At 63.0% G+C, this 17,935-nt stretch carries 22 protein-coding genes and 1 pseudogene; 11 read left to right on the top strand and 12 right to left on the bottom strand.

The features are described from left to right. The first annotated feature begins 199 nt into the window (after positions 1 to 199). The 4 genes from AC1RZR_RS08245 (at position 200) to AC1RZR_RS08230 (ending at position 2,262) form a co-directional block, all read left to right on the top strand. Positions 200 to 367 (top strand): hypothetical protein, encoded by a 168-nt coding sequence (locus AC1RZR_RS08245; protein WP_111544436.1) that lies wholly within the window; start codon positions 200 to 202, stop codon positions 365 to 367. Between the two features lie 84 nt (positions 368 to 451). Beyond that, positions 452 to 1,042: a DJ-1/PfpI family protein gene (locus AC1RZR_RS08240; protein ID WP_481828184.1), complete on the top strand. Its 591-nt coding sequence runs from the start codon at positions 452 to 454 to the stop codon at positions 1,040 to 1,042. Between the two features lie 74 nt (positions 1,043 to 1,116). Then, entirely contained in the window at positions 1,117 to 1,524 is a 408-nt protein-coding gene (locus tag AC1RZR_RS08235) for a hypothetical protein (protein WP_477269350.1), read from the top strand. A gap of 18 nt (positions 1,525 to 1,542) precedes the next feature. Next, a complete protein-coding gene (locus AC1RZR_RS08230; protein ID WP_481828183.1) occupies positions 1,543 to 2,262 on the top strand; it encodes a helix-turn-helix transcriptional regulator in 720 nt (239 codons plus the stop codon). 190 nt (positions 2,263 to 2,452) lie between these two features. On the opposite strand, the gene AC1RZR_RS08225 is transcribed toward AC1RZR_RS08230, so the two are convergent. From AC1RZR_RS08225 to AC1RZR_RS08215, 3 genes are all read right to left on the bottom strand, one after another. Beyond that, the gene (locus AC1RZR_RS08225; protein WP_379095517.1) at positions 2,453 to 3,145 is read right to left on the bottom strand and encodes a DUF1013 domain-containing protein; all 693 of its coding nucleotides are present in this window, start codon (positions 3,143 to 3,145) and stop codon (positions 2,453 to 2,455) included. A 413-nt stretch (positions 3,146 to 3,558) separates the two neighbouring features. Beyond that, positions 3,559 to 3,699 (bottom strand): DUF1127 domain-containing protein, encoded by a 141-nt coding sequence (locus AC1RZR_RS08220; RefSeq protein WP_183447736.1) that lies wholly within the window; start codon positions 3,697 to 3,699, stop codon positions 3,559 to 3,561. A 224-nt stretch (positions 3,700 to 3,923) separates the two neighbouring features. After that, positions 3,924 to 4,934, bottom strand: a complete 1,011-nt coding sequence (locus tag AC1RZR_RS08215) for an NAD(P)H-quinone oxidoreductase (RefSeq protein WP_481828182.1) — start codon at positions 4,932 to 4,934, stop codon at positions 3,924 to 3,926. Positions 4,935 to 5,037: 103 nt separating this feature from the next. On the opposite strand from AC1RZR_RS08215, the gene AC1RZR_RS08210 reads away from it, so the two are divergent. From AC1RZR_RS08210 to AC1RZR_RS08200, 3 genes are all read left to right on the top strand, one after another. Continuing rightward, a complete protein-coding gene (locus AC1RZR_RS08210) occupies positions 5,038 to 5,232 on the top strand; it encodes a DUF1192 domain-containing protein (RefSeq protein WP_379095511.1) in 195 nt (64 codons plus the stop codon). 85 nt (positions 5,233 to 5,317) lie between these two features. Further along, positions 5,318 to 6,565 (top strand): MFS transporter, encoded by a 1,248-nt coding sequence (locus AC1RZR_RS08205; protein ID WP_477269342.1) that lies wholly within the window; start codon positions 5,318 to 5,320, stop codon positions 6,563 to 6,565. A 31-nt stretch (positions 6,566 to 6,596) separates the two neighbouring features. Continuing rightward, the gene (locus AC1RZR_RS08200) at positions 6,597 to 6,860 is read left to right on the top strand and encodes an ArsR/SmtB family transcription factor (protein ID WP_477269340.1); all 264 of its coding nucleotides are present in this window, start codon (positions 6,597 to 6,599) and stop codon (positions 6,858 to 6,860) included. Between the two features lie 33 nt (positions 6,861 to 6,893). Here the strand turns inward: AC1RZR_RS08200 and AC1RZR_RS08195 are convergent, their stop codons facing one another. The 4 genes from AC1RZR_RS08195 to AC1RZR_RS08180 form a co-directional block, all read right to left on the bottom strand. Next, on the bottom strand, positions 6,894 to 7,358 hold the full coding sequence (locus tag AC1RZR_RS08195; protein WP_477269338.1) for an SRPBCC family protein: 465 nt from the start codon (positions 7,356 to 7,358) through the stop codon (positions 6,894 to 6,896). Positions 7,359 to 7,368: 10 nt separating this feature from the next. Then, a complete protein-coding gene (locus AC1RZR_RS08190; RefSeq protein ID WP_111544445.1) occupies positions 7,369 to 7,713 on the bottom strand; it encodes an ArsR/SmtB family transcription factor in 345 nt (114 codons plus the stop codon). Between the two features lie 5 nt (positions 7,714 to 7,718). Then, the gene (locus AC1RZR_RS08185) at positions 7,719 to 8,375 is read right to left on the bottom strand and encodes a glutathione S-transferase family protein (protein WP_477269336.1); all 657 of its coding nucleotides are present in this window, start codon (positions 8,373 to 8,375) and stop codon (positions 7,719 to 7,721) included. A gap of 126 nt (positions 8,376 to 8,501) precedes the next feature. Continuing rightward, positions 8,502 to 9,338: an alpha/beta fold hydrolase gene (locus tag AC1RZR_RS08180; RefSeq protein ID WP_477269334.1), complete on the bottom strand. Its 837-nt coding sequence runs from the start codon at positions 9,336 to 9,338 to the stop codon at positions 8,502 to 8,504. A 99-nt stretch (positions 9,339 to 9,437) separates the two neighbouring features. Here AC1RZR_RS08180 and AC1RZR_RS08175 point away from each other — a divergent pair, with 99 nt between their 5' ends. The 3 genes from AC1RZR_RS08175 to AC1RZR_RS08165 all read left to right on the top strand — a co-directional run bounded on the left by AC1RZR_RS08175 (position 9,438) and on the right by AC1RZR_RS08165 (position 10,958). Continuing rightward, the gene (locus AC1RZR_RS08175) at positions 9,438 to 9,959 is read left to right on the top strand and encodes a winged helix-turn-helix transcriptional regulator (protein ID WP_477269332.1); all 522 of its coding nucleotides are present in this window, start codon (positions 9,438 to 9,440) and stop codon (positions 9,957 to 9,959) included. Positions 9,960 to 10,036: 77 nt separating this feature from the next. Then, positions 10,037 to 10,270, top strand: coding sequence for a hypothetical protein (locus tag AC1RZR_RS08170; protein ID WP_477269330.1), 234 nt, complete (start codon positions 10,037 to 10,039; stop codon positions 10,268 to 10,270). A 256-nt stretch (positions 10,271 to 10,526) separates the two neighbouring features. Further along, a complete protein-coding gene (locus tag AC1RZR_RS08165) occupies positions 10,527 to 10,958 on the top strand; it encodes a GlcG/HbpS family heme-binding protein (RefSeq protein WP_111544449.1) in 432 nt (143 codons plus the stop codon). A 10-nt stretch (positions 10,959 to 10,968) separates the two neighbouring features. Here AC1RZR_RS08165 and AC1RZR_RS08160 read toward each other — a convergent pair whose 3' ends face one another. The 4 genes and pseudogenes from AC1RZR_RS08160 to AC1RZR_RS08145 all read right to left on the bottom strand — a co-directional run bounded on the left by AC1RZR_RS08160 (position 10,969) and on the right by AC1RZR_RS08145 (position 12,917). Then, complete coding sequence (locus tag AC1RZR_RS08160; RefSeq protein WP_378922757.1) at positions 10,969 to 11,370, bottom strand: hypothetical protein; 402 nt, start codon at positions 11,368 to 11,370, stop codon at positions 10,969 to 10,971. A gap of 201 nt (positions 11,371 to 11,571) precedes the next feature. Further along, positions 11,572 to 11,760 (bottom strand): annotated as a pseudogene (locus AC1RZR_RS08155) (arginase family protein); the annotation flags it as partial. A 71-nt stretch (positions 11,761 to 11,831) separates the two neighbouring features. Beyond that, positions 11,832 to 12,014, bottom strand: coding sequence for a 50S ribosomal protein L32 (gene rpmF / locus AC1RZR_RS08150; protein ID WP_008834724.1), 183 nt, complete (start codon positions 12,012 to 12,014; stop codon positions 11,832 to 11,834). Between the two features lie 141 nt (positions 12,015 to 12,155). Then, entirely contained in the window at positions 12,156 to 12,917 is a 762-nt protein-coding gene (locus AC1RZR_RS08145; protein ID WP_477269317.1) for a biosynthetic peptidoglycan transglycosylase, read from the bottom strand. Between the two features lie 78 nt (positions 12,918 to 12,995). Here AC1RZR_RS08145 and AC1RZR_RS08140 point away from each other — a divergent pair, with 78 nt between their 5' ends. After that, positions 12,996 to 13,913: a polyprenyl synthetase family protein gene (locus tag AC1RZR_RS08140; protein WP_481828181.1), complete on the top strand. Its 918-nt coding sequence runs from the start codon at positions 12,996 to 12,998 to the stop codon at positions 13,911 to 13,913. 234 nt (positions 13,914 to 14,147) lie between these two features. Here the strand turns inward: AC1RZR_RS08140 and AC1RZR_RS08135 are convergent, their stop codons facing one another. Further along, positions 14,148 to 17,576, bottom strand: a complete 3,429-nt coding sequence (locus AC1RZR_RS08135) for an acyl-[ACP]--phospholipid O-acyltransferase (protein WP_481828180.1) — start codon at positions 17,574 to 17,576, stop codon at positions 14,148 to 14,150. Positions 17,577 to 17,935: the final 359 nt, after the last annotated feature.

The following is a 17,935-nucleotide window of genomic DNA, read 5'->3' as shown; positions in this document are numbered from 1 at the left end:
AACCTCGACAGTATCCTTGCTGTGAACAATCTCAGCCGCCGAGCCTGTTGCGGGCCGCCGTCCGATGCAGCGAAAACGGTGCCTTTCCTCGGCATAGGCACCCAGTCGCAACTATCGTCCGCGCCCTGCCATCCTCCTGACAGACTGCTGTCAGGAGGGGTATGCGATAGTGTCTCCATTCAGAGAGAGGAGACTAGCCATGAACGGTTTTACCATTCTGCGCGGCATGCAGCACTATGTCGGCAAGATCCGGACGATGCGCAACGAAATCCGCACCCAGCGGTTCATGAACTCGCTGCCAGCGGACCTTCGCAAGGATATCGGCTGGCCGGACATGTATTCGGAACGTCGCCATCGCGGCAATTGAGACGAATTTTTCGACACAGCGGTTGGATGTGGGCGCCCCAACGCCCAGATAAGTGGTCCGGCGCGCGAGGGATGGAGCGAGCTCATGCCCGAACAGAAGACAATCGGCTTTCTTTTCATCGAAGGCTTTGCCGACTGGGAATATGGCCTGCTGGCGGCATCGGCGGTCGAATGGTTCGGCGCCCGCACCGTATCGCTGACATCAGATGGCAAGCCGGTGACCGGGATCAGCGGGTTTCGGCTGACGCCCGATCGCTCGGCCGAAATTGGTGACAATGCCGATCTCGATGCCATCGCCGTCATCGGTTCCGACCAGTGGGCGGGCGAGGCGCCACCGGATACGGCGGAACTGCTCACCGCCGTAGCGTCGCGCGGCGGCGTCGTCGGCGGTATCTGTGCCGGCACGCTGGCGCTGGCCCGGGCCGGCTTGTTTGAGACGGCCATGCACACCAGCAACGGCCGCGACTGGATCAACAGTCATGAAGCCGGCTATGCCGGCGACGACAACTATCAGGACGTGCCGTATGCCGTCGCCGACGGCAAAGTCGTATCCGCGCCAGGCTCGGCGCCCGGCACATTCGCGCTCGCCTTTCTGAAGACGCTCTATCCCGAAAGAGGCAGCGATGTCGCGCAGATGCGGACGCTGTTCGCCAAGGAGTATGCTGAAGCCTCCTGACAGTATGCTGTCAGGAGGTACGTGCAATGGTGCGAAATCGAGATGCTGTGCATCGGCGGTCGAGAGGACGATCGATGAAAAGCTGGAACGACAGATTGAACACACAAGGTATCAACGGCGTGAAACCGACGCCGCGCACGATGGCCGATGTCATCGAAGGCCAGCCGATGCTGGTGCCGACCGCGCGCCAGGTCGATGATTTCATCCGCTCAATTCCGGAAGGCGTCGAGATGGATGTCCGTGCGCTGCGGACGGCACTTGCCATCGAGCATGGCGCCGAAGTGACATGCCCAATCACCATCGGCTATCATCTGCGCACCGTCGCCGAGGCAGCCAACGAAGATCTCGAACGCGGCATGACACTGAGCGATATCGCACCGTTCTGGCGCGTGCTCGATGCGAAGACGCCGACCACCAGAAAACTGTCCTTCGGCGCGGCGTTCGTCGCCGCGCAGCGCAAGCGCGAAGGGCTGAAACCATAAACGCCGAGGGACCATACGATGCGCCGCGCTGACAGGCTCTTCCAGATCGTGCAACATCTGCGCGGTGGCCGTCTGGTCACCGCCCAGAAGCTCGGCACGTGGCTCGAGGTTTCCGAGCGAACCATCTACCGCGATATCGCCGACCTGCAGTCGACCGGAGTGCCGATCGACGGCGAGGCCGGCGTTGGCTACATGATGAGAGAGGGGTTCGACCTTCCGCCGCTGATGTTCACGCGTGACGAGATCGTCGCGTTGGTTGCCGGCGCCCGCATGGTGCGCGCCTTTGGCGGCGCCGCAATGGCGCGCGCCGCCGACGAGGCGCTGATCAAGATCGGTGCGGTGCTACCGGATGCCGAGAAGGACCGCATCGCCCGCACCGAGATCCACACGCCGATGTGGGTGGTCAGCGACACCGCCCGTGAGGCGATCGACCTGATCGAACGTGCGGTCGAAAAGCGCCAGGTGCTGACCATCGACTATTGCGACGAGGCCGGCCGCGGCACCGCCCGGGATGTCCGTCCGCTCGGCCTGTGGTTCTGGGGCAAGGTGTGGACGCTGGTCGCCTGGTGCGAGATGCGCGATGATTTTCGGGCCTTCCGCATCGATCGCATCGCCTCGGTGATCATCGCCGGCCGCATCTTCAAGCCGGAGCGCGGCAAGCAGCTTGCCGACTTCTACCGCGCGGTGGAGCGCAGCGAGGATTACGGCATGGCACCGGACCGATCGGCGCGAACCTAGAGCAATTCCAGGAAAAGTGTGGAACGGTTTTCCCGGGAATAGCGCGTAGCGCTTTGCCTTTGGGAATTGCGTCAAAACAAAACGATAGAGCGGTTCTGCGTTTCCGTGAAACGACGAACCGCTCTGAGATTGCCGGATCGCACAAAAAAGCCCGCTCGAAGCGGGCTCTTTTCTTGGGCAGTCGGAGACCTTACTCGTCTTCGTTGTCCGTGTTCTTCGACTTCAAGGCCGAGAGCTTGGCGAAGACGGCGTTGGCGTCGAGTTCGGCATCCTCGTCCTTCGGCTTCTCCGGAGCCGGCACCAGCCGCTCGGTCAAGGCCGCCGGCAATAGCGTGTCGCCGACCGGCTGCGCCTGTTCGCGACCACGCGAAGCGCGGTTGACTTCCATGTCGAGGTCGATCTGCGAAGCGAGGCCCAGCGTCACCGGGTCCATCGGCTGCAGGTTGGCCGAGTTCCAGTGCTTGCGCTCGCGGATCTGCTCGATCGTCGACTTGGTGGTGCCGACGAGGCGCGAGATCTGCGCGTCCTTCAGTTCGGGATGGTTGCGCACCAGCCACAGAATGGCATTCGGCCTATCCTGGCGCTTCGACAGCGGCGTGTAGCGCGGACCCTTGCGCTTGGATTCCGGCACCCGCACCTTGGGGTCCGAAAGCTTCAGGCGCTGGTTCGGATCCTTCTCGGCGCGCGCGATCTCGTCGCGGCTCAGCTGGCCGGTCATGATCGGATCCATGCCCTTGATGCCTTGCGCCGATTCGCCGTCGGCGATAGCCTTGACCTCGAGCGGATGCAGCCCGCAGAACTGCGCAATCTGCTCGAAAGAAAGCGCGGTGTTGTCGACCAGCCAGACGGCGGTCGCCTTGGGCATCAGCAGCGTATTGGCCATTGCAAAAAATCCTTCTCGTTCGCCCGCGTTCCCGCGCGGGCGGTGGTTTAGAGCCACCAAAATGGGAAATTCGCGGCTTGTATAACCGCTCTGTCGCCGCTTCGCAATGTTTTTGGATGTCATCGGCCGGAAACCGTGCAACCCACGGCTACCGGAACAGGCGCGCTTCAGTCGGCGTCAGATCGAAAAGGCCGGTCTGCAGCGTTGGCCAACGCAACATCGAGCGGCGGGCAGCCCTGCCCGAACCCGTACAGGCTGAGGCCGCGGTCGATCCCGCCTCGCCATCCGGTCTCCAAAACGACAAAACCCGCCGGACTGGGTCCAGCGGGTTCGGAACCGCGACGGATAGCCCGTCTGATGCGGCTCTGGCTTCTATAGCAGGGTCCGCGTCTCAGAGCGGACCCTGCCCGACGTCAGATGGTCTTGCGGGCAATCTTCTCGATGTCGGCGCGGTTGATGCCGAGATCGCTGAGCTGGCGTGCGTTGAGGCGGTTCAGTTCGCGCACAGTCTCGGTGTACATGCGCCAGTTACGGAAAGCACGGATCGGGTTCATGGTAGTCCTCCAAATGGGTTGTTCGTTTCGGTGATGCTCAAATAGTCATCATCGAGCGGGACTTGAACGGCTGATTTTGCATAGCAATGATGCAAATGCTGCATTGCACCATTAAGCCTCTGTTCATCTTGTGGGCAGCGAGACGCACGCCGGGGACGTGTCGAGATTCAGGAAGCGCAGGAAGCCGCCATTTGCAGCATCAATCACCTGTATCTCGATGCGTCCTAGCCGACGTCGAGCACGATCTTGCCGATGTGCTCGCCGTCCTCCATGCGCTCATGCGCCCGCCAGGCCTCGGTGAGCGGGAAGATCATGTCCATGACGGGAGCGACCTTGCGGGTGCCGAGCAACGGCCACACCTGCGCCTCCAGCGCTGCCGCGATCGCCGCCTTGAATTCGACGGTGCGCGGCCGCAGCGTCGAGCCCGTGTGGGTCAGCCGCTTGACCATGATCTTCGAGAAGTCGGCGCTCGCCACGGCGCCGGCCTGCACGGCAATCTGGACAATGCGACCCTCCCCGGCGGCGGCCTCGTAGTTGCGCGCCACATAGTCGCCGCCGACCATGTCGAGAATGACATTGGCGCCCTTGCCGCTCGTTGCCTCTTTCACCGCGGCGACAAAATCCTCCTCGCGATAGTTGATCGCCCGGTCGGCGCCAAGCTTCAGGCAGGCGTCGCATTTCTCCTTGCTGCCGGCGGTGGTGATGACATAGGCGCCGAAAGCCGAGGCAAGCTGGATCGCCGTGGTGCCGATGCCGGACGAGCCGCCATGGACGAGCAGCGTCTCTCCGCTCTTCAGGCCGCCGCGCTCGAACACATTGTGCCAGACGGTAAAATAGTTTTCCGGCACAGCCGCGGCTTCGGTGTGGGTAAAGCCGGCCGGCAGTGGCAGCACGCTGCCGGCGTGGACCTTGACATATTCGGCATAGCCGCCGCCGGGCGTCAGCGCACAGACGCGGTCGCCGACGCGCCAGCGCGATATGTCATCGCCAAGCGCGGCCACTTCGCCGGACGCCTCGAGGCCCGGCAGGTCGGATGCGCCGGGCGGCGGCGGATAGGCGCCCTTGCGCTGCTGGATATCGGGCCGGTTGACGCCAGCGGCATGCACCTTGATCAGGATCTCGCCGGGGCCGGGCTGCGGCACGTCACGCGTTTCGGGTTTCAGCACCCGGGGGCCACCCGGCTCCGAGATCGCGATGGCCGTCATTCTTGCCGGAATTTTCTGTCCGATCGCCATGAGATTTCCTCGCCGTTGTCCGATCGGCTGTTTGCATCGACGCCCCTGCCCTATGTATGCTGATTGCCAAATCAGGCAAATGGCCAATCTGGGAAGAGCGACGATGGCGATCTTCGACGACGAACCCAAGAAGAAAGCGCGCCCGCACGAGATCGGGCAGGACCTGTCGCTGCTTTCGGTCGGTGAGTTGACCGAGCGGATCGGCATCCTGCGCGATGAGATCACCCGCCTGGAGAACGAGCTCAGGGCCAAGGACAGCACCAAATCGGCCGCCGAGGCGCTGTTCCGGCGCGGATAGACACGGGCGCAAGACTCGCCGCCGAAAAGCCCGAATGCGACTGTCTTCAGACCCAGCGCCCCGCCAACCCGAGCCGGATCAAACAATGTTCGCAACCTACCGACCGATCCTCTCGCTGCTTCGCGGCACCGCCTTCCTGCTCGCGGCGTCTGGATTGCACGGGCTGCTGTTGCCCCTGCGCGGTCAGCTGGAAGGCTTCTCGACCGCATCGCTCGGCCTGATGGGCACGGCCTGGGCCGGCGGCTTCGTCACCGGCTGTTTCTTTGCACCGCGCATCGTGCGCCGCGCCGGGCATGTGCGTGCCTTCGGCGCCTTTGCCGCGTCGGGCGCCATCGTGGCGCTGCTCACCGGGCTGATCATCGACGAGTATGTCTGGATCCTGCTGCGCGCCTTCACCGGCTTCACCATGGCCGGCGCCTTCATGGTCATCGAAAGCTGGCTGAACGAGAAGGCCACCAACGAGAACCGCGGCACCGTCTTTGGCCTCTACATGATGGTCACCTATGCCTCGATCATGGGCGGACAGATGATCGTCGCCGGCGGCGATGTGAAGTCGGCATCGCTGTTCATGATCACCGGCATCCTGTTTTGCCTGTCGCTCATTCCGACCGCGGTCTCGACCGCTTCACACCCCAAGCCGCTGCAGGATGTCTCGCTCGACGTCAAAGGCCTTTATGCCAATTCGCCGGTGTCGGCTGTCGCTTGCCTGTTGATCGGCATCGCCAACGGCGCCTGGGGCACGCTTGGCGCGGTCTATGGCGCCCGCATCGGCATCTCCACGGCCGAGATCGCGCTGATGATGAGCCTGGTGGTGGTTGCCGGTGCAGCCATGCAGCTTCCTGCCGGGCGTCTCTCGGACAAGACCGACCGGCGCTTCGTTCTGGCGGGTGCTGCCTTCGGCGCGGCTCTGTTCGCCATTGCGATCTTCCTGTTCGAGCCACGCTCCAGTGTCTTCGTCATCGTCTGCACTGCCGCCTATGGTGCCTTCGCCTATACGCTCTATTCGATCGCTGTGGCGCATGCCAACGACCACGCCCGCTCCGAGGATTTCGTCAAGGTGTCGGGTGGCCTGTTGCTGCTTTACGGCTTCGGCACGATGATCGGACCCCTGCTGGCAGCCGCCCTGATGGGCTGGATGCGCCCCGAGGGCCTGTTCCTGGCGACTGCCTTCGCGCATCTTTGCCTGGCGGGCTATACACTGCTGCGCATCAGCCGCCGTGCTCCGGTACCGATCGGCGACCGTGACGCCTTCAAGACGCAGCCGGCCGACCGTTCGGTGACGCCGGAAGCATTGCGACTTGATCCCAGAAGAAAAGCAGAAGCAGACGGTTGAGATTCGAAAGGCTTTGCCTCACAAATACAGCATGATCTTTTCCGACGCCTTCATGGCGATTGCCGATCCCAACCGGCGCCATCTTCTGGAAGAACTTCGCCGCGGCCCGAAAACCGTCAACGAATTGGCCGCGGGTTTGCCCGTATCGCGCCCAGCCGTTTCGCAACATTTGAAAGTGCTGCTCGATGCCGGGCTGGTCAACGCCAAGGCCGAAGGCACCAGGCGCGTCTACACGGTGAGCATTGCCGGCTTTCTCAAACTCAACATCTGGCTCGATCAGTTCTGGGAAGCCTGACCCGTTGGGCCAGGACAACACCTGCGGCGCAGATCAGCCCTCCTTCCGCAAGAATGCGCCGAGCGCGTCGAGCAGCTCGCCCGTTCCGTGTTCGCGTGTGGCTGAATTATCATGGCCGTCGAGAAAGGCGCCTTGCTCGGTCAGCACCAGCCGCGTGCCCGTGCCCTCGGCAAGAAGTTCGACAGTTGCCAGCGAAACCGAAATGCGGGTTTCGCCAAACAGCATGTCGTAGCTGTAGACGATGCGCTGATCCGGCACGATGTCCTGGTAGGTGGCAGTGTAGACGTAGATCGGCCCGTCCTTGGGTCCGCCAGCATTGACCTCCTTGCCGCCGACACGAAAGTCCATGTCGTACCGGCCGGGTATCGGATTGTCGGGGTCCGCGAACCAGCGCCGCTTTGCCGCCGGATTGCTCAACGCGAAATAGACTTTTGCGGGCGACGCAGGGTAGCTGCGTTCAATGACGAAAGTGGAATGGACGACGGAACGTTTTGTCATGATGGGCTCCTCAGTTTCCTTCGGTGTCATCGCCGGTCTCGGCCAGAAAATCGCCGAGCCGATCCAGCCGGCGCTCCCAGGCGAGACGCCGCTCATTGATCCAGTGTTCGGCCGCTCTCAGTGCCTTGGGTTCGATCTGGCAGGTGCGTACCCGGCCGAGCTTCTGTGTGCGCACGAGGCCACTGGCCTCCAGCAGGTTCAGATGCTGAACGACGGCCGACAGCGACATCGCCAGCGGCTCGGCCAGCTGGCTGACCGAAGCGGGGCCGCGCGACAGCCGGTCGACCATCTGTCGCCGCGCCGGATCGGCGAGCGCCTGGAACATCAGATCGATCTGGGCAGGATCGTGCAGCATCGCGATCAGCCGTTGTTGTAGGGGAAGAACTTGAAGTAGGGTTGCGCTTCCTCGATCACGCGGGCGAAAGCAGGGCGCTGCACCAGGCGGTCATGGTATCGCTTTACGGCAGCATACTCGTTGCTGAACGGCTCGACCTTGTTGGCGTAGAACAGCGCGGGAGACGCCGCGCAATCGGCCATGGTGAACGCGTCACCCATCGCCCAGGTCTTTGTCCGCATGTCCTGTTCGATGATGGCGTAGGAATTGCGCAGCTGGGCGCGGGCCTGCTCGACGCCGAACGGATCGGTCTTGTCCTGCGGCCGCAACCGGTCGCCGACGATCTTCTGCATCGGCTCCTGCACATAGAAATCATAGAAACGATCAGCCTGCCGGACTGCCAGCGCGAGGTCGACGTCGGCGGGAACGAGGTCGACCAGCCCCGGATGGTGCGCGGCGAGGTATTCGACGACGATGGTCGATTCCAGCACCGTGCGGTCGCGCGCATGGTCGCGCAAAGCCGGCATCTTGCCGGTCGGCGAAATCTTCAGGAAGGCCGCCCGCGACTCGGGATCGCCGAGATCGACGATGACAGGCGTGAACGGTATGCCGTTCTCATACAGCGCGATCAACGGCTTCCAGCAGAAGGAGGCCAGCGGATGGAAATGAAGCGTCAGGGACATTTCTTGCTCGTCTGTTTCGGGATGCGTCGGTGGCCGGTGCCGTACTGATTGCCAGGATTAATCACTGAAGCATTTACTTAACTATTGCCACAGACCTTGCTCGTCAAGACCCGCGCGGGGCGCGCCTCAACCGGCTTGGGTGTGGCCGACGATGGCGGAAGATATCATCGTCCAGTCGTCCGGATGCAGCTCGTGGCCGCCGCCTGCGATCCGAAGAATTTTCGCACCGGCGACAGCCTCGGCCAGCGCCTCGCCGTGCTCGACCGGAAAGATCGGGTCCGCCATGCCATGGATGACCAGCAGTGGCGCCGTCATCTCGCGCAGCCGACCCTTCCACGCATCGCCACCCCTAAGCATGAAGTGATTGGTCGCGCTCAGCAGGCCACCGGAGCGGTCGTAATCCTGCTCGACAAAAGCTCGCATCCGAGCCTCATCGAATGGGTGCGCGGTGCTGGCGATCGCCTGCGCGTCCTTGACCACGAAATCGATCACCTGGCCACGATCCGACCAATCGACTTTCGCGCCCTCAGCCGAATGCTTGATATAGGCATCGCTCGTCTGCGGCAGATGCGAGGTGTCGATCCCCACGGGTGAGCTGCTGATGACGGTCAGCGAAGCGACGCGGGACGGGTGTTTCAGCGCCACAAGCTGCGCGATCATGCCGCCCATCGACATGCCGACGACATGCGCCTTGCCGACGCCGTGGTCGTCGAGCACACGCATCGCATCGTCGGCCATGTCGTCGAATGTGTAGGGCGGCTCGCCCGGCGGATATTTGGTCGAGCGGCCGGTGTCGCGATTGTCGTAGCGGATGACAAACAGGCCGGCATCGGCCAGTTTCCGGCACAGCGCCTCCGGCCACCAGAGCATCGAAGCCATCGCTCCCATGATCAGCAACAGCGGCGGGTTTGCCCGATCGCCAAAGGCTTCGGATATGATCTGGGGACGTTCGATCGTCGTCATGGCGCAGTCTCCCGTTTTGCAAAACTGATTGCATTTTGCAATCGGTTGCACAATAGTAAAACTGATAAGATAATGCAACCGGTTTTTGGAGAAAATCTCATGAGCATGGATCGCCGGTCCGGATGCCCGATCAACCTGTCGCTCGAAGTTTTCGGCGACCGCTGGAGCCTGATCATCCTCCGCGACATGATCTTCGGTGGCAGGCGGCACTTTCGCGAACTGCTCAATGGATCGATGGAAGGCATTGCCTCCAACATCCTTGCCGACCGGTTGAAGCGGCTGATGGGGCTGGGCATGCTGACCAAGGCAGACGACCCCAGCCACAAGCAGAAGGCGATCTACAGCCTGACCGAGATGGCGATCACACTGGTGCCGATCCTGGCCCATCTCGGCGCCTGGGGCCGTGTCTGGCTGCCGGTCAGCGAGGAACTCTCGATCCGCGCCGAGCTTCTGGAGAAAGGCGGGCCGCCAATGTGGGACAAGTTCATGGACGAGTTGCGCCACGAGCATCTCGGCAGGCCGCTCGATACGGCGACTGGTCCTTCTATCCGCGCGACTTTGCAGGCCGCCTACGAGGCCGTGGTCGCCAGCAAGTCCCTCGCCGCCAGCCCGGCCGCTTGACCAACTTATTTTCCCGTTTGGGGGCCGGCTCTGCTAGAACAGGCGGAAAATCACAATTCACGGGATTGGATAAGGTCTTGGTTGAGAACTCTCGGGATGCCGCCCGCGCGCGTGCTGACCTGCGTTTCAAGAAGCAGGAAGAGGCGGCAACGGTTCGCCAGAAGGCGATGGCCGAATACGTCGCCGAGAGCGACGCCCGCCAGGCCAAAACCAACAAGTTGCGGGCGCTGCGTCTCGCCAAGGAAGCGGAAGACCTTGCCAACGCGCCGGCGGCACCCGCCAAGAAGCCGGCCCGCACCAAGAAGAAATAGCCCTCCTCCAGGCACGTCTGGAGCAATTCCAGGAAAAGTGTGAAACGGTTTTCCCGGGGAAAGCGCGCAGCGCTTTCCCTGGGGAATTGCGTCAAACAAAGAGAGGGGAGCCATAGCGATGGCGCCATGTCCGGATGGTGTCGGTGAACGCCGCTTTCCATTCCGCCTCTTCATGCGAAGCTATTTCAACCGAAACCGGGATTTTGCCGTGCCCGTCGACGGTCGATGATCGACGCGTTTCAACCAGGAGACTGCCATGACCGCACTGTCGCTCGAAAAAGCCGTTGAGATCATCGATGCTGCCTTTGCCAGGGGTGCCGATCTCAAGCTCAAGCCGCTCGGCGTCTCGGTGCTCGACGCCGGCGGACATCTGGTCGCCTTCCAGCGCCAGGATGGCGCCTCGTTCCTGCGTCCGCAAATGTCGGCCGGCAAGGCCTATGGCGCGCTGGCCATCGGCATGGGCTCGCGCCGGGTCGAGGCCTTCGCCAAGGAGCGCCCGCACCTCGTTGCTGGCATCTCGGACGTGTCTGGCGGTCGCGTGTTGCCGGTCGTCGGCGGGGTGTTGATCCGCGACAAGGCCGGCGCCATCATTGGCGCCGTCGGCATTTCCGGTGATACCTCGGACAATGACGAAGCCGCCGCCATCGCCGGCATCGAGGCCGCCGGCTTCACCGCCGATCCAGGCTGAGGCCTTGGCCCTAGTTTAGATTTATGTCACGACTGGCCGACCGCATCGACACCGCGAATCCGGCCAGCACGTCGAACAGCGCGATGACCATCAGCGTGAAGAACACGGAATGTGCCGCACCCTTCACCAGCAGGAACTCGACCAGGAATGCGACGAAGACCAGCGTCGACAGAAGATGGTCCATGATCGAGGCATTGGTCGTTCGCACCGACTTCGCCATTTCGAGGAAAAGGAAGATAAGCCCGAGCAGCACCATCAGGTCGCCCAGCGTCATCGAGAACACGCCGCCCGACATCATGCTGAACGAGAAGATTTCGTTCGCCCACGGGTCGTCCCCGCCGCCGAATATTCCGAGCAGGCCGAGATTGTAGAGCACGAAAGGCACGATCAAAAGCGGGACGGCACCGAACATCTGGCGTCTCCATATGGGGGCAATCCTTTGTAGAATGCGCCACGGGCACGCCGTCAAGATTTTTCGTGAGGAGCCACGAACACGGTGAAAGACCGGATGCAACAACCGTGTCAGCCGAGCGCTCGGCTGACACGGAGCAATTCCAGAGAAATGTGAAACGGCTTTCCGTCCGGAATTGCATCAAACGACGAGATAGCGGGCTCAGCGCTTGAATTGACCGGCGCGCACGGCCGCACCAATGACGTTGAGGATGATGTGGCCGGCGGTCATCGAGGTGATCTCGTTGATGTCGCGGGCGGGCGCGATCTCGACGATGTCCATGCCAACGACACGCCCCTTGGCGAACAAGCCCTTGATCAGTTCGATCGTCTGGCGATAGCTGACGCCGCCCGGCTGCCAAACGCAAAAAGACCGGCCACTGGCCGGTCTTTCGGTAACTCAAGACTTCAAAAAAGCTGGTCTCAGCTTTCCTTGGGCGTCAACACCTGACGACCGCGATACATGCCGGTCTTCAGGTCGATGTGGTGCGGACGGCGCATTTCGCCAGAATTCTTGTCCTCGACATAGGTCGGGGCCTTGAGGGCGTCGGCCGAGCGGCGCATGCCGCGCTTGGACGGAGAGGTTTTTCGTTTCGGAACGGCCATGGATATGCTCCATTACATGGTCAAAAAGCCCCGCCCGCCCTCGTGAAAGGGCCGTGTCGGGGCCGGAATCTGAGAAAGTCGGGTGCCTATACACGCCCTGCACCGTTTTGGCCAGCACTGCCGCGAATTTTTTTGAGCTGGCTACTGGAGACAGCCGACATAGGCGCCGGAGCGGCCGGCGCGCCGCTCGATCAGATTGGCGAGCCGTCTCAGGCCCGGCCCGGGCTTCGCCGGATTGCGGGCGATCGGATTTGGCAAGGAGACGGCCAGAAGTGCGGCCTGCCGCCGCGACAGCTGTTTTGCCGAAATGCCGAAATGGTGCTGTGCCGCGGCCTCGATGCCATAGATGCCCGGTCCCCACTCGGCGATGTTGAGGTAGATTTCCATGATGCGCCGTTTCGACATCACCGCGTCGAAATAGACGGCCAGCGGAAGTTCGACGACCTTGCGCACCGAACCCAGCGGCCGTGACCAGAGAAACAGGTTCTTGACCGTCTGCATAGTGATGGTCGAGGCGCCGCGTGTCGCCTCGCCGGCCAGCGCATCGTCGACGACGCCCCTCAGCTCGCCGAGATCGACGCCGCGGTGGAAGCAGAACTGCCCGTCTTCCGACATGATCACGGAATTGGCCAGCACCGGCGCCACATCGTCGATCGACACCCAGCGGCGGTCGTAGCCGGAAAACGTCGAAAGGTCCTTCAGCATCAGCGTCGACACCGGATGCACGAAGGACGGCAGATAGAGCAGCGTCAGCACCGTTGGTATCAGCGCCAGCACCGCGGCCACGACGATGCCGCGCCGGACCCAGCGCTTGAGACTGCGGCGGTTCACGCCCCGCGATCTCGTCGCCATGTCCAGCTTTTCGATTTCATGATCGACGATCGGTTCCGCCAAGCCGCCCAACCCGTGCTTCTCCCTGCTCCGGCATAATGGCGCTTGGCTTCTTGCGCAACGTCTGAGTGTCGGCTACCGGTCCCGGCCATGACGAATGACGACGAAATGGCCTTCGAAATGGCGCTCATTGGACGTGCAGCAGCCGTCGAGGTGCTGCTGCGGCGGCTGCTCGACGACCGGGCGCTTTCGGGCGAGATAGCGCGCCCCGATCGCCTGATGGCGGCCATGCGCCACGGCGTGCTGAACGGCGGCAAGCGCCTGCGCCCCTTCCTGGTCATGGAAAGTGCGGCCCTTTTTTCCGCCGACGGCGAGGCGGCACTGCGCATCGCGGCCGCTCTCGAGTGCGTGCATTGCTATTCACTGATCCATGACGATCTGCCCGCCATGGACGATGACGACCTGCGTCGTGGCCAGCCCACCGTGCATAGGGCCTTTGACGAAGCGACCGCCATCCTGGCCGGCGACGCCTTGCTGACGCTTGCCTTCGACATCATTGCCGACGAGGCGACCGTGCTGCCGGCGGAGCGACGGGCCGCCCTGGTGCTGGCGCTGGCTCGCGCGGCTGGGACAGGCGGCATGGTCGGTGGCCAGAAGCTCGACCTTGAGGCCGAACAGGCGCCGCCGGACGAGGCCGGCATCATCCGGCTGCAGGCGATGAAGACCGGAGCGCTGATCCGCTTCGCCTGCGAGGCGGGCGCGCTGATCGCCGGCGCTCCTGCCGAGGACCGTGAGCGGCTGGCCGAATTCGGCTCGGCGATCGGCCTCGCCTTCCAGCTTGCCGACGATTTGCTCGACCTGACCGCGGATGCCCGGCAGATGGGCAAGGCAACCGGCAAGGATGCCGCCGCCGGCAAGGCGACGCTGGTGGCGCTGCATGGCGCGAACTGGGCACGCAGCCAGCTTCATGGGCTTGTCGAACAGGCGCATGAATTGCTCGCGCCCTATGGCGAGCGTGCCTTGCTGCTGAAGGAAGCGGCGACATTCGTGGCGGCGCGGACCAGCTGACATCAGACCAACCAGGACGTCGGCCCGATCGGATTGCGAAATTCGTCTGCTTTGCGCCATGAACGGACGCAGCGCCATGCATCGACGTGGACTGACCAAACCAGCCTTTGCCACGCCGGCCGCTCGTAGGCGGACCTTCGCCGGAACCGGCATTCTGACCCAGAGACGACCTCGGTTGCTCAATGAGGGGGCCAACGGGCCGGCTTGGTCCGCCGGCCATTGGTTACGACTGGCTCAAGCCGCCTTGATCTTCATCTCTTCTTCGCCGCGCACCATTTTGGTCACGGCGGCGAAGTCGAGCTTGCCGGAGCCGAGGACCGGCACTTTCGCAACCACGCGCACTTCGGCCGGCACCATCAGGTCCATGGCGCCGTTGGCCTTGGCGAAGGTCAGGAACTCGGCGCGGGTGGCGCCGGCCGCCTCGGTGATGAGGATCAGCTTTTCGCCCTTGCGGGCATCCGGCACGGTGGCGACGGCCGACAGCAAGCCTTTCCACAATTCGCCCGCGAGCGCCTCGACCGCAGCCAGCGAGATCATCTCGCCGCCGATCTTGGCGAAGCGCTTGGCACGGCCACGGATGGTGATGAAGCCGGCCTCATCGACGGCGACGACGTCGCCGGTGTCATGCCAGCCATCTGCCAGCGGTTCGAGCACGCCCGGCTTCTCGGCCCTGAGATAGCCCGCCATGACATTGGGGCCGCGCACGAAAAGCCGTCCACCGTCATCGACGCCGGGTACCGCATCCAGGCGATACTCCATGCCCGGCATGATTTTGCCGACGCTGCCGGAGCGGTTGTACATCGGCGTGTTGATGGAAATCACCGGCGCGGTTTCGGTCACGCCGTAGCCCTCGAGGATGCGCAGGCCGAACTTCTCCATATAGGTCATGCGCGTCGCCGCCTTGACCGGTTCGGCGCCAGCAAAGCAATAGCGCACCGAGCGGAAATCGTAAGGGTGTGCCGTGCGGGCATAGCCTGCGAGGAACGTATCGGTCCCGAAGATGATCGTCGCGTTCGATGCGTAAACCAGTTCCGGCACGATTCGGTAGTGCAGCGGCGAGGGGTAGAAGTAGACCGGCACGCCAGAGATCAACGGCAGCACCGTGCCCGCCGTCATGCCGAAGGAATGGAAGATCGGCAGCACGTTGAAGACCTTGTCGCCCGAATGGAAGTCGATGCGCGATGCGGCCTGGGCGGCATTGGCGAGGATGTTGCGATGGGTGAGCACCACGCCCTTGGGCGTGCCCTCGGAACCGGACGTGAACAGGATCACTGCCGGATCGTCGGGCTTGCGGGCGACCCGCGGCGCGCTTTTGCGCAAGAGGCCGAGCAGCTTGTCCTTGAGGCCGATGGTAGCCCGCAGGTCATCGAGCCAGACGATGCTCACCGAGCGGCCGAGCTCTTCGACGACGGCGCCGAGCTTGGCCTGTTCGATGAAGGCGCGCGACGTGAGCACGGTCCGCACCTCGGCGGCCTTGCAGGCGGACAGGATGTTGGCAGCACCGGCGGTGAAGTTCATCATCGCCGGAACCTTGCCGGCCGACATGACGCCGAGCAGCGTCGCGCAGGAGCCGTTGGCGTTGGGCAGCATGATGCCCAGAGTCTGCTGGCCGGCATACAGGTTCTCGAATTTCTCGCCCAGCACTGCGGCAGCCGTCAGCAGCTTGCCGTAGCTCAGCGAACCGGTGACCGGGTCCTGAACGGCGAGTTGCTTCATGCCGCGCTCGCTCGCCGTCTGGATGATCTTTTCCAGGACAGTCGTGTCGATGTCCTGTGTGCGGAAGACGAGGTCCGACATCACCTGGTAGAGGGCGGCACCCGCCGCAGCGCGACGCTTGCGGCCCTTAAGTTCCTGCTGCACTTCGAGCTTGACCGGTTCCAGGATGGTCACCTTGACCTTCGGGAACAGGCGGCGGCGCACATGCTGCGAGGTCAGCCGCGAAAAGTAGCTCTTCTCCAGCCCGTCGATGCGCACCGGCACGACCATCGAGCCGGTCTTGTCGGCCACCATGGCGGCGCCGTCATAGACCTTCATCAGGCCGCCGGTGACGGTGATGCGGCCTTCCGGGAAAATGACCAGCGGATCGCCGCCCTGCACGATCTTGATCAGCGTGCGGGTCGACATCGGCTTGGATGGGTTCAGCGGCAGCGCGCGGGCGAGTTTCATGAACGGCTTCATCCACCAGGCCTGGGCGATGGTATGGTCGATGGCAAAGACCGGCTCTTCATCGGTCAGCGTCAGGGCCAACGGACCATCGAGGAAGCTGACATGGTTGAGCGCCAGTATGGGTGCCGGGCCGGCGGCCTTGAGATTTTCCATGCCCTCGACTTCGAGGCGGTGGAACGCACGAAACAGGATGGAGACAAAATCGCGGAACGCGTTGGTCGGCAGGTATTTCAGCATCAGCCAGGCGGCGACGGCGTTGAACGCGGCGAGGCCGAACAGGATGGCTCCGGTGGAGACGCCGGCTGCCTGGATCGTGGCGACGAGTATGCCGCCGACCGTCATGAAGCCTGCATTGACGATGCTCACGGCGGCGACGACGCGAGCGCGGCGTTCTTCAGGCGACCAGGCTTGCACGGCGGCAAAGGTCGGCACCACAAGGAAGGCACTGGCAATCGCCATTCCGGCAAGGTCGATCGCAACATGGATCGTGTTTGGCCCGGCGAAGAACAGGGCAAGGGTTTCTGCCCTGGGCGATGGCTGCATGCTCCAGATGGTCCAGGCCAGGTCCAGGCCGAACAGCGCAAGCAGCGCCGTGCCGACGGGTGCAGGCAAGAGCACGATACGGCCCTGCGACATCCACGCGGCAATGGCGGAGCCAATGGCGATCGATACGGCGAACACTGCGAGATAGACGGTGACCGCCATCTCGTTGCCGCCGAGCGAATCCTTGACCAGGGTCGGCAGGATCGAAAGGACGATGGCGCCGATCAGCCAGAACCACGACGTCATCAGTCCGGCGCGCCAGATTCTTTTGTCGCCACGCAATCCGTCGACCTGACGCCAGGTCGAGCGAAAGATATTTTTGTCGATGACGAGGTCGGGGGCCGCAGAACCGGTGGACGGGATGTAGCGGCTGACAAACCAGCAACTGACCGCGAGGATCATCATGATCGGCCCGAAGACCGAGACGCCTATGCCATCGGCCGAGACGATGCCGCCGGCGATGGTGCCGCCGAGGATGGCCGCGAAGGTCGCCGACTCGATCCAGGCATTGGCACCGGGCAATTCCTTGCGCTCCAGATGATCCGGCAGGATGCCGTACTTGATCGGTCCGAACAGCGCCGAGATGATGCCGAACATCAGCAACGCCACCATCAGTACCGGGATCGACGACAGCGCGATGCCGACGACGGCGACGCCAGCAGCGGCGATCTCGATGAATTTCAGCCGCCGGGCGATGAGGGCCTTGTCGAAGCGGTCGGCGATCTCGCCACCAAGGGCGGACAAGAGCAGGAAGGGAGCCATGAACACGGCACCCGCCAGGGTGACCAGTGACGCCGCCTTGTCCGCCGCCAGCGTGAACAGAATAAGGAACACCAGCGTGTTCTTGAGGAAATTGTCGTTGAAGGCGGACAGGAATTGCGTCCAGAAGAGAGGCGCAAAGCGCCGTGACGTCATCAGATGGCTGTTCGCATGATTGTTCGAGGCGATGTCCATAGCGGCGACTTCCATTGGGCAAGACCGTTGCAATCCTGATCGGATCGATCGGCGGTCTTGCGTGATTTGAGCCTTGTTGTAGCGGGAACCCGATTACACTTCGTTACTGCGGCTGACGTCCATCAGCAGCTTCTCGTTCTGGCAACTTCCTGTCGGTTGATGGAGCGGCTTGCTTCTCCGCGTCACACCGCGCCTTGGTGAGATCGAGGTATGCACGAGCAATAGTCGCGGCCATCGCATAGAGCCCCTTGGCGGCCAATCATGCCTCCATGAAGGTGATGCCGTCCACGCTCATCGAGGCGGCAATGGCGAAACCGGCCATGGCGAACGTTTTCCAGGCACTTGAGTTTTCTTGGGCG

This window comes from Mesorhizobium bavaricum (assembly GCF_056781655.1).
This window is presented reverse-complemented; position numbering and strand designations above follow the sequence as displayed.

Bases quoted from the DNA above. Each gene is read 5' to 3' on its own strand.
- AC1RZR_RS08245 (WP_111544436.1), top strand. From the start codon at position 200: ATGAACGGTTTTACCATTCTGCGCGGCATGCAGCACTATGTCGGCAAG.
- AC1RZR_RS08240 (WP_481828184.1), top strand. From the start codon at position 452: ATGCCCGAACAGAAGACAATCGGCTTTCTTTTCATCGAAGGCTTTGCC.
- AC1RZR_RS08235 (WP_477269350.1), top strand. From the start codon at position 1,117: ATGAAAAGCTGGAACGACAGATTGAACACACAAGGTATCAACGGCGTG.
- AC1RZR_RS08230 (WP_481828183.1), top strand. From the start codon at position 1,543: ATGCGCCGCGCTGACAGGCTCTTCCAGATCGTGCAACATCTGCGCGGT.
- AC1RZR_RS08225 (WP_379095517.1), bottom strand. From the start codon at position 3,145: ATGGCCAATACGCTGCTGATGCCCAAGGCGACCGCCGTCTGGCTGGTC.
- AC1RZR_RS08220 (WP_183447736.1), bottom strand. From the start codon at position 3,699: ATGAACCCGATCCGTGCTTTCCGTAACTGGCGCATGTACACCGAGACT.
- AC1RZR_RS08215 (WP_481828182.1), bottom strand. From the start codon at position 4,934: ATGGCGATCGGACAGAAAATTCCGGCAAGAATGACGGCCATCGCGATC.
- AC1RZR_RS08210 (WP_379095511.1), top strand. From the start codon at position 5,038: ATGGCGATCTTCGACGACGAACCCAAGAAGAAAGCGCGCCCGCACGAG.
- AC1RZR_RS08205 (WP_477269342.1), top strand. From the start codon at position 5,318: ATGTTCGCAACCTACCGACCGATCCTCTCGCTGCTTCGCGGCACCGCC.
- AC1RZR_RS08200 (WP_477269340.1), top strand. From the start codon at position 6,597: ATGATCTTTTCCGACGCCTTCATGGCGATTGCCGATCCCAACCGGCGC.
- AC1RZR_RS08195 (WP_477269338.1), bottom strand. From the start codon at position 7,358: ATGACAAAACGTTCCGTCGTCCATTCCACTTTCGTCATTGAACGCAGC.
- AC1RZR_RS08190 (WP_111544445.1), bottom strand. From the start codon at position 7,713: ATGCTGCACGATCCTGCCCAGATCGATCTGATGTTCCAGGCGCTCGCC.
- AC1RZR_RS08185 (WP_477269336.1), bottom strand. From the start codon at position 8,375: ATGTCCCTGACGCTTCATTTCCATCCGCTGGCCTCCTTCTGCTGGAAG.
- AC1RZR_RS08180 (WP_477269334.1), bottom strand. From the start codon at position 9,338: ATGACGACGATCGAACGTCCCCAGATCATATCCGAAGCCTTTGGCGAT.
- AC1RZR_RS08175 (WP_477269332.1), top strand. From the start codon at position 9,438: ATGAGCATGGATCGCCGGTCCGGATGCCCGATCAACCTGTCGCTCGAA.
- AC1RZR_RS08165 (WP_111544449.1), top strand. From the start codon at position 10,527: ATGACCGCACTGTCGCTCGAAAAAGCCGTTGAGATCATCGATGCTGCC.
- AC1RZR_RS08160 (WP_378922757.1), bottom strand. From the start codon at position 11,370: ATGTTCGGTGCCGTCCCGCTTTTGATCGTGCCTTTCGTGCTCTACAAT.
- rpmF (WP_008834724.1), bottom strand. From the start codon at position 12,014: ATGGCCGTTCCGAAACGAAAAACCTCTCCGTCCAAGCGCGGCATGCGC.
- AC1RZR_RS08140 (WP_481828181.1), top strand. From the start codon at position 12,996: ATGACGAATGACGACGAAATGGCCTTCGAAATGGCGCTCATTGGACGT.
- AC1RZR_RS08135 (WP_481828180.1), bottom strand. From the start codon at position 17,576: ATGGACATCGCCTCGAACAATCATGCGAACAGCCATCTGATGACGTCA.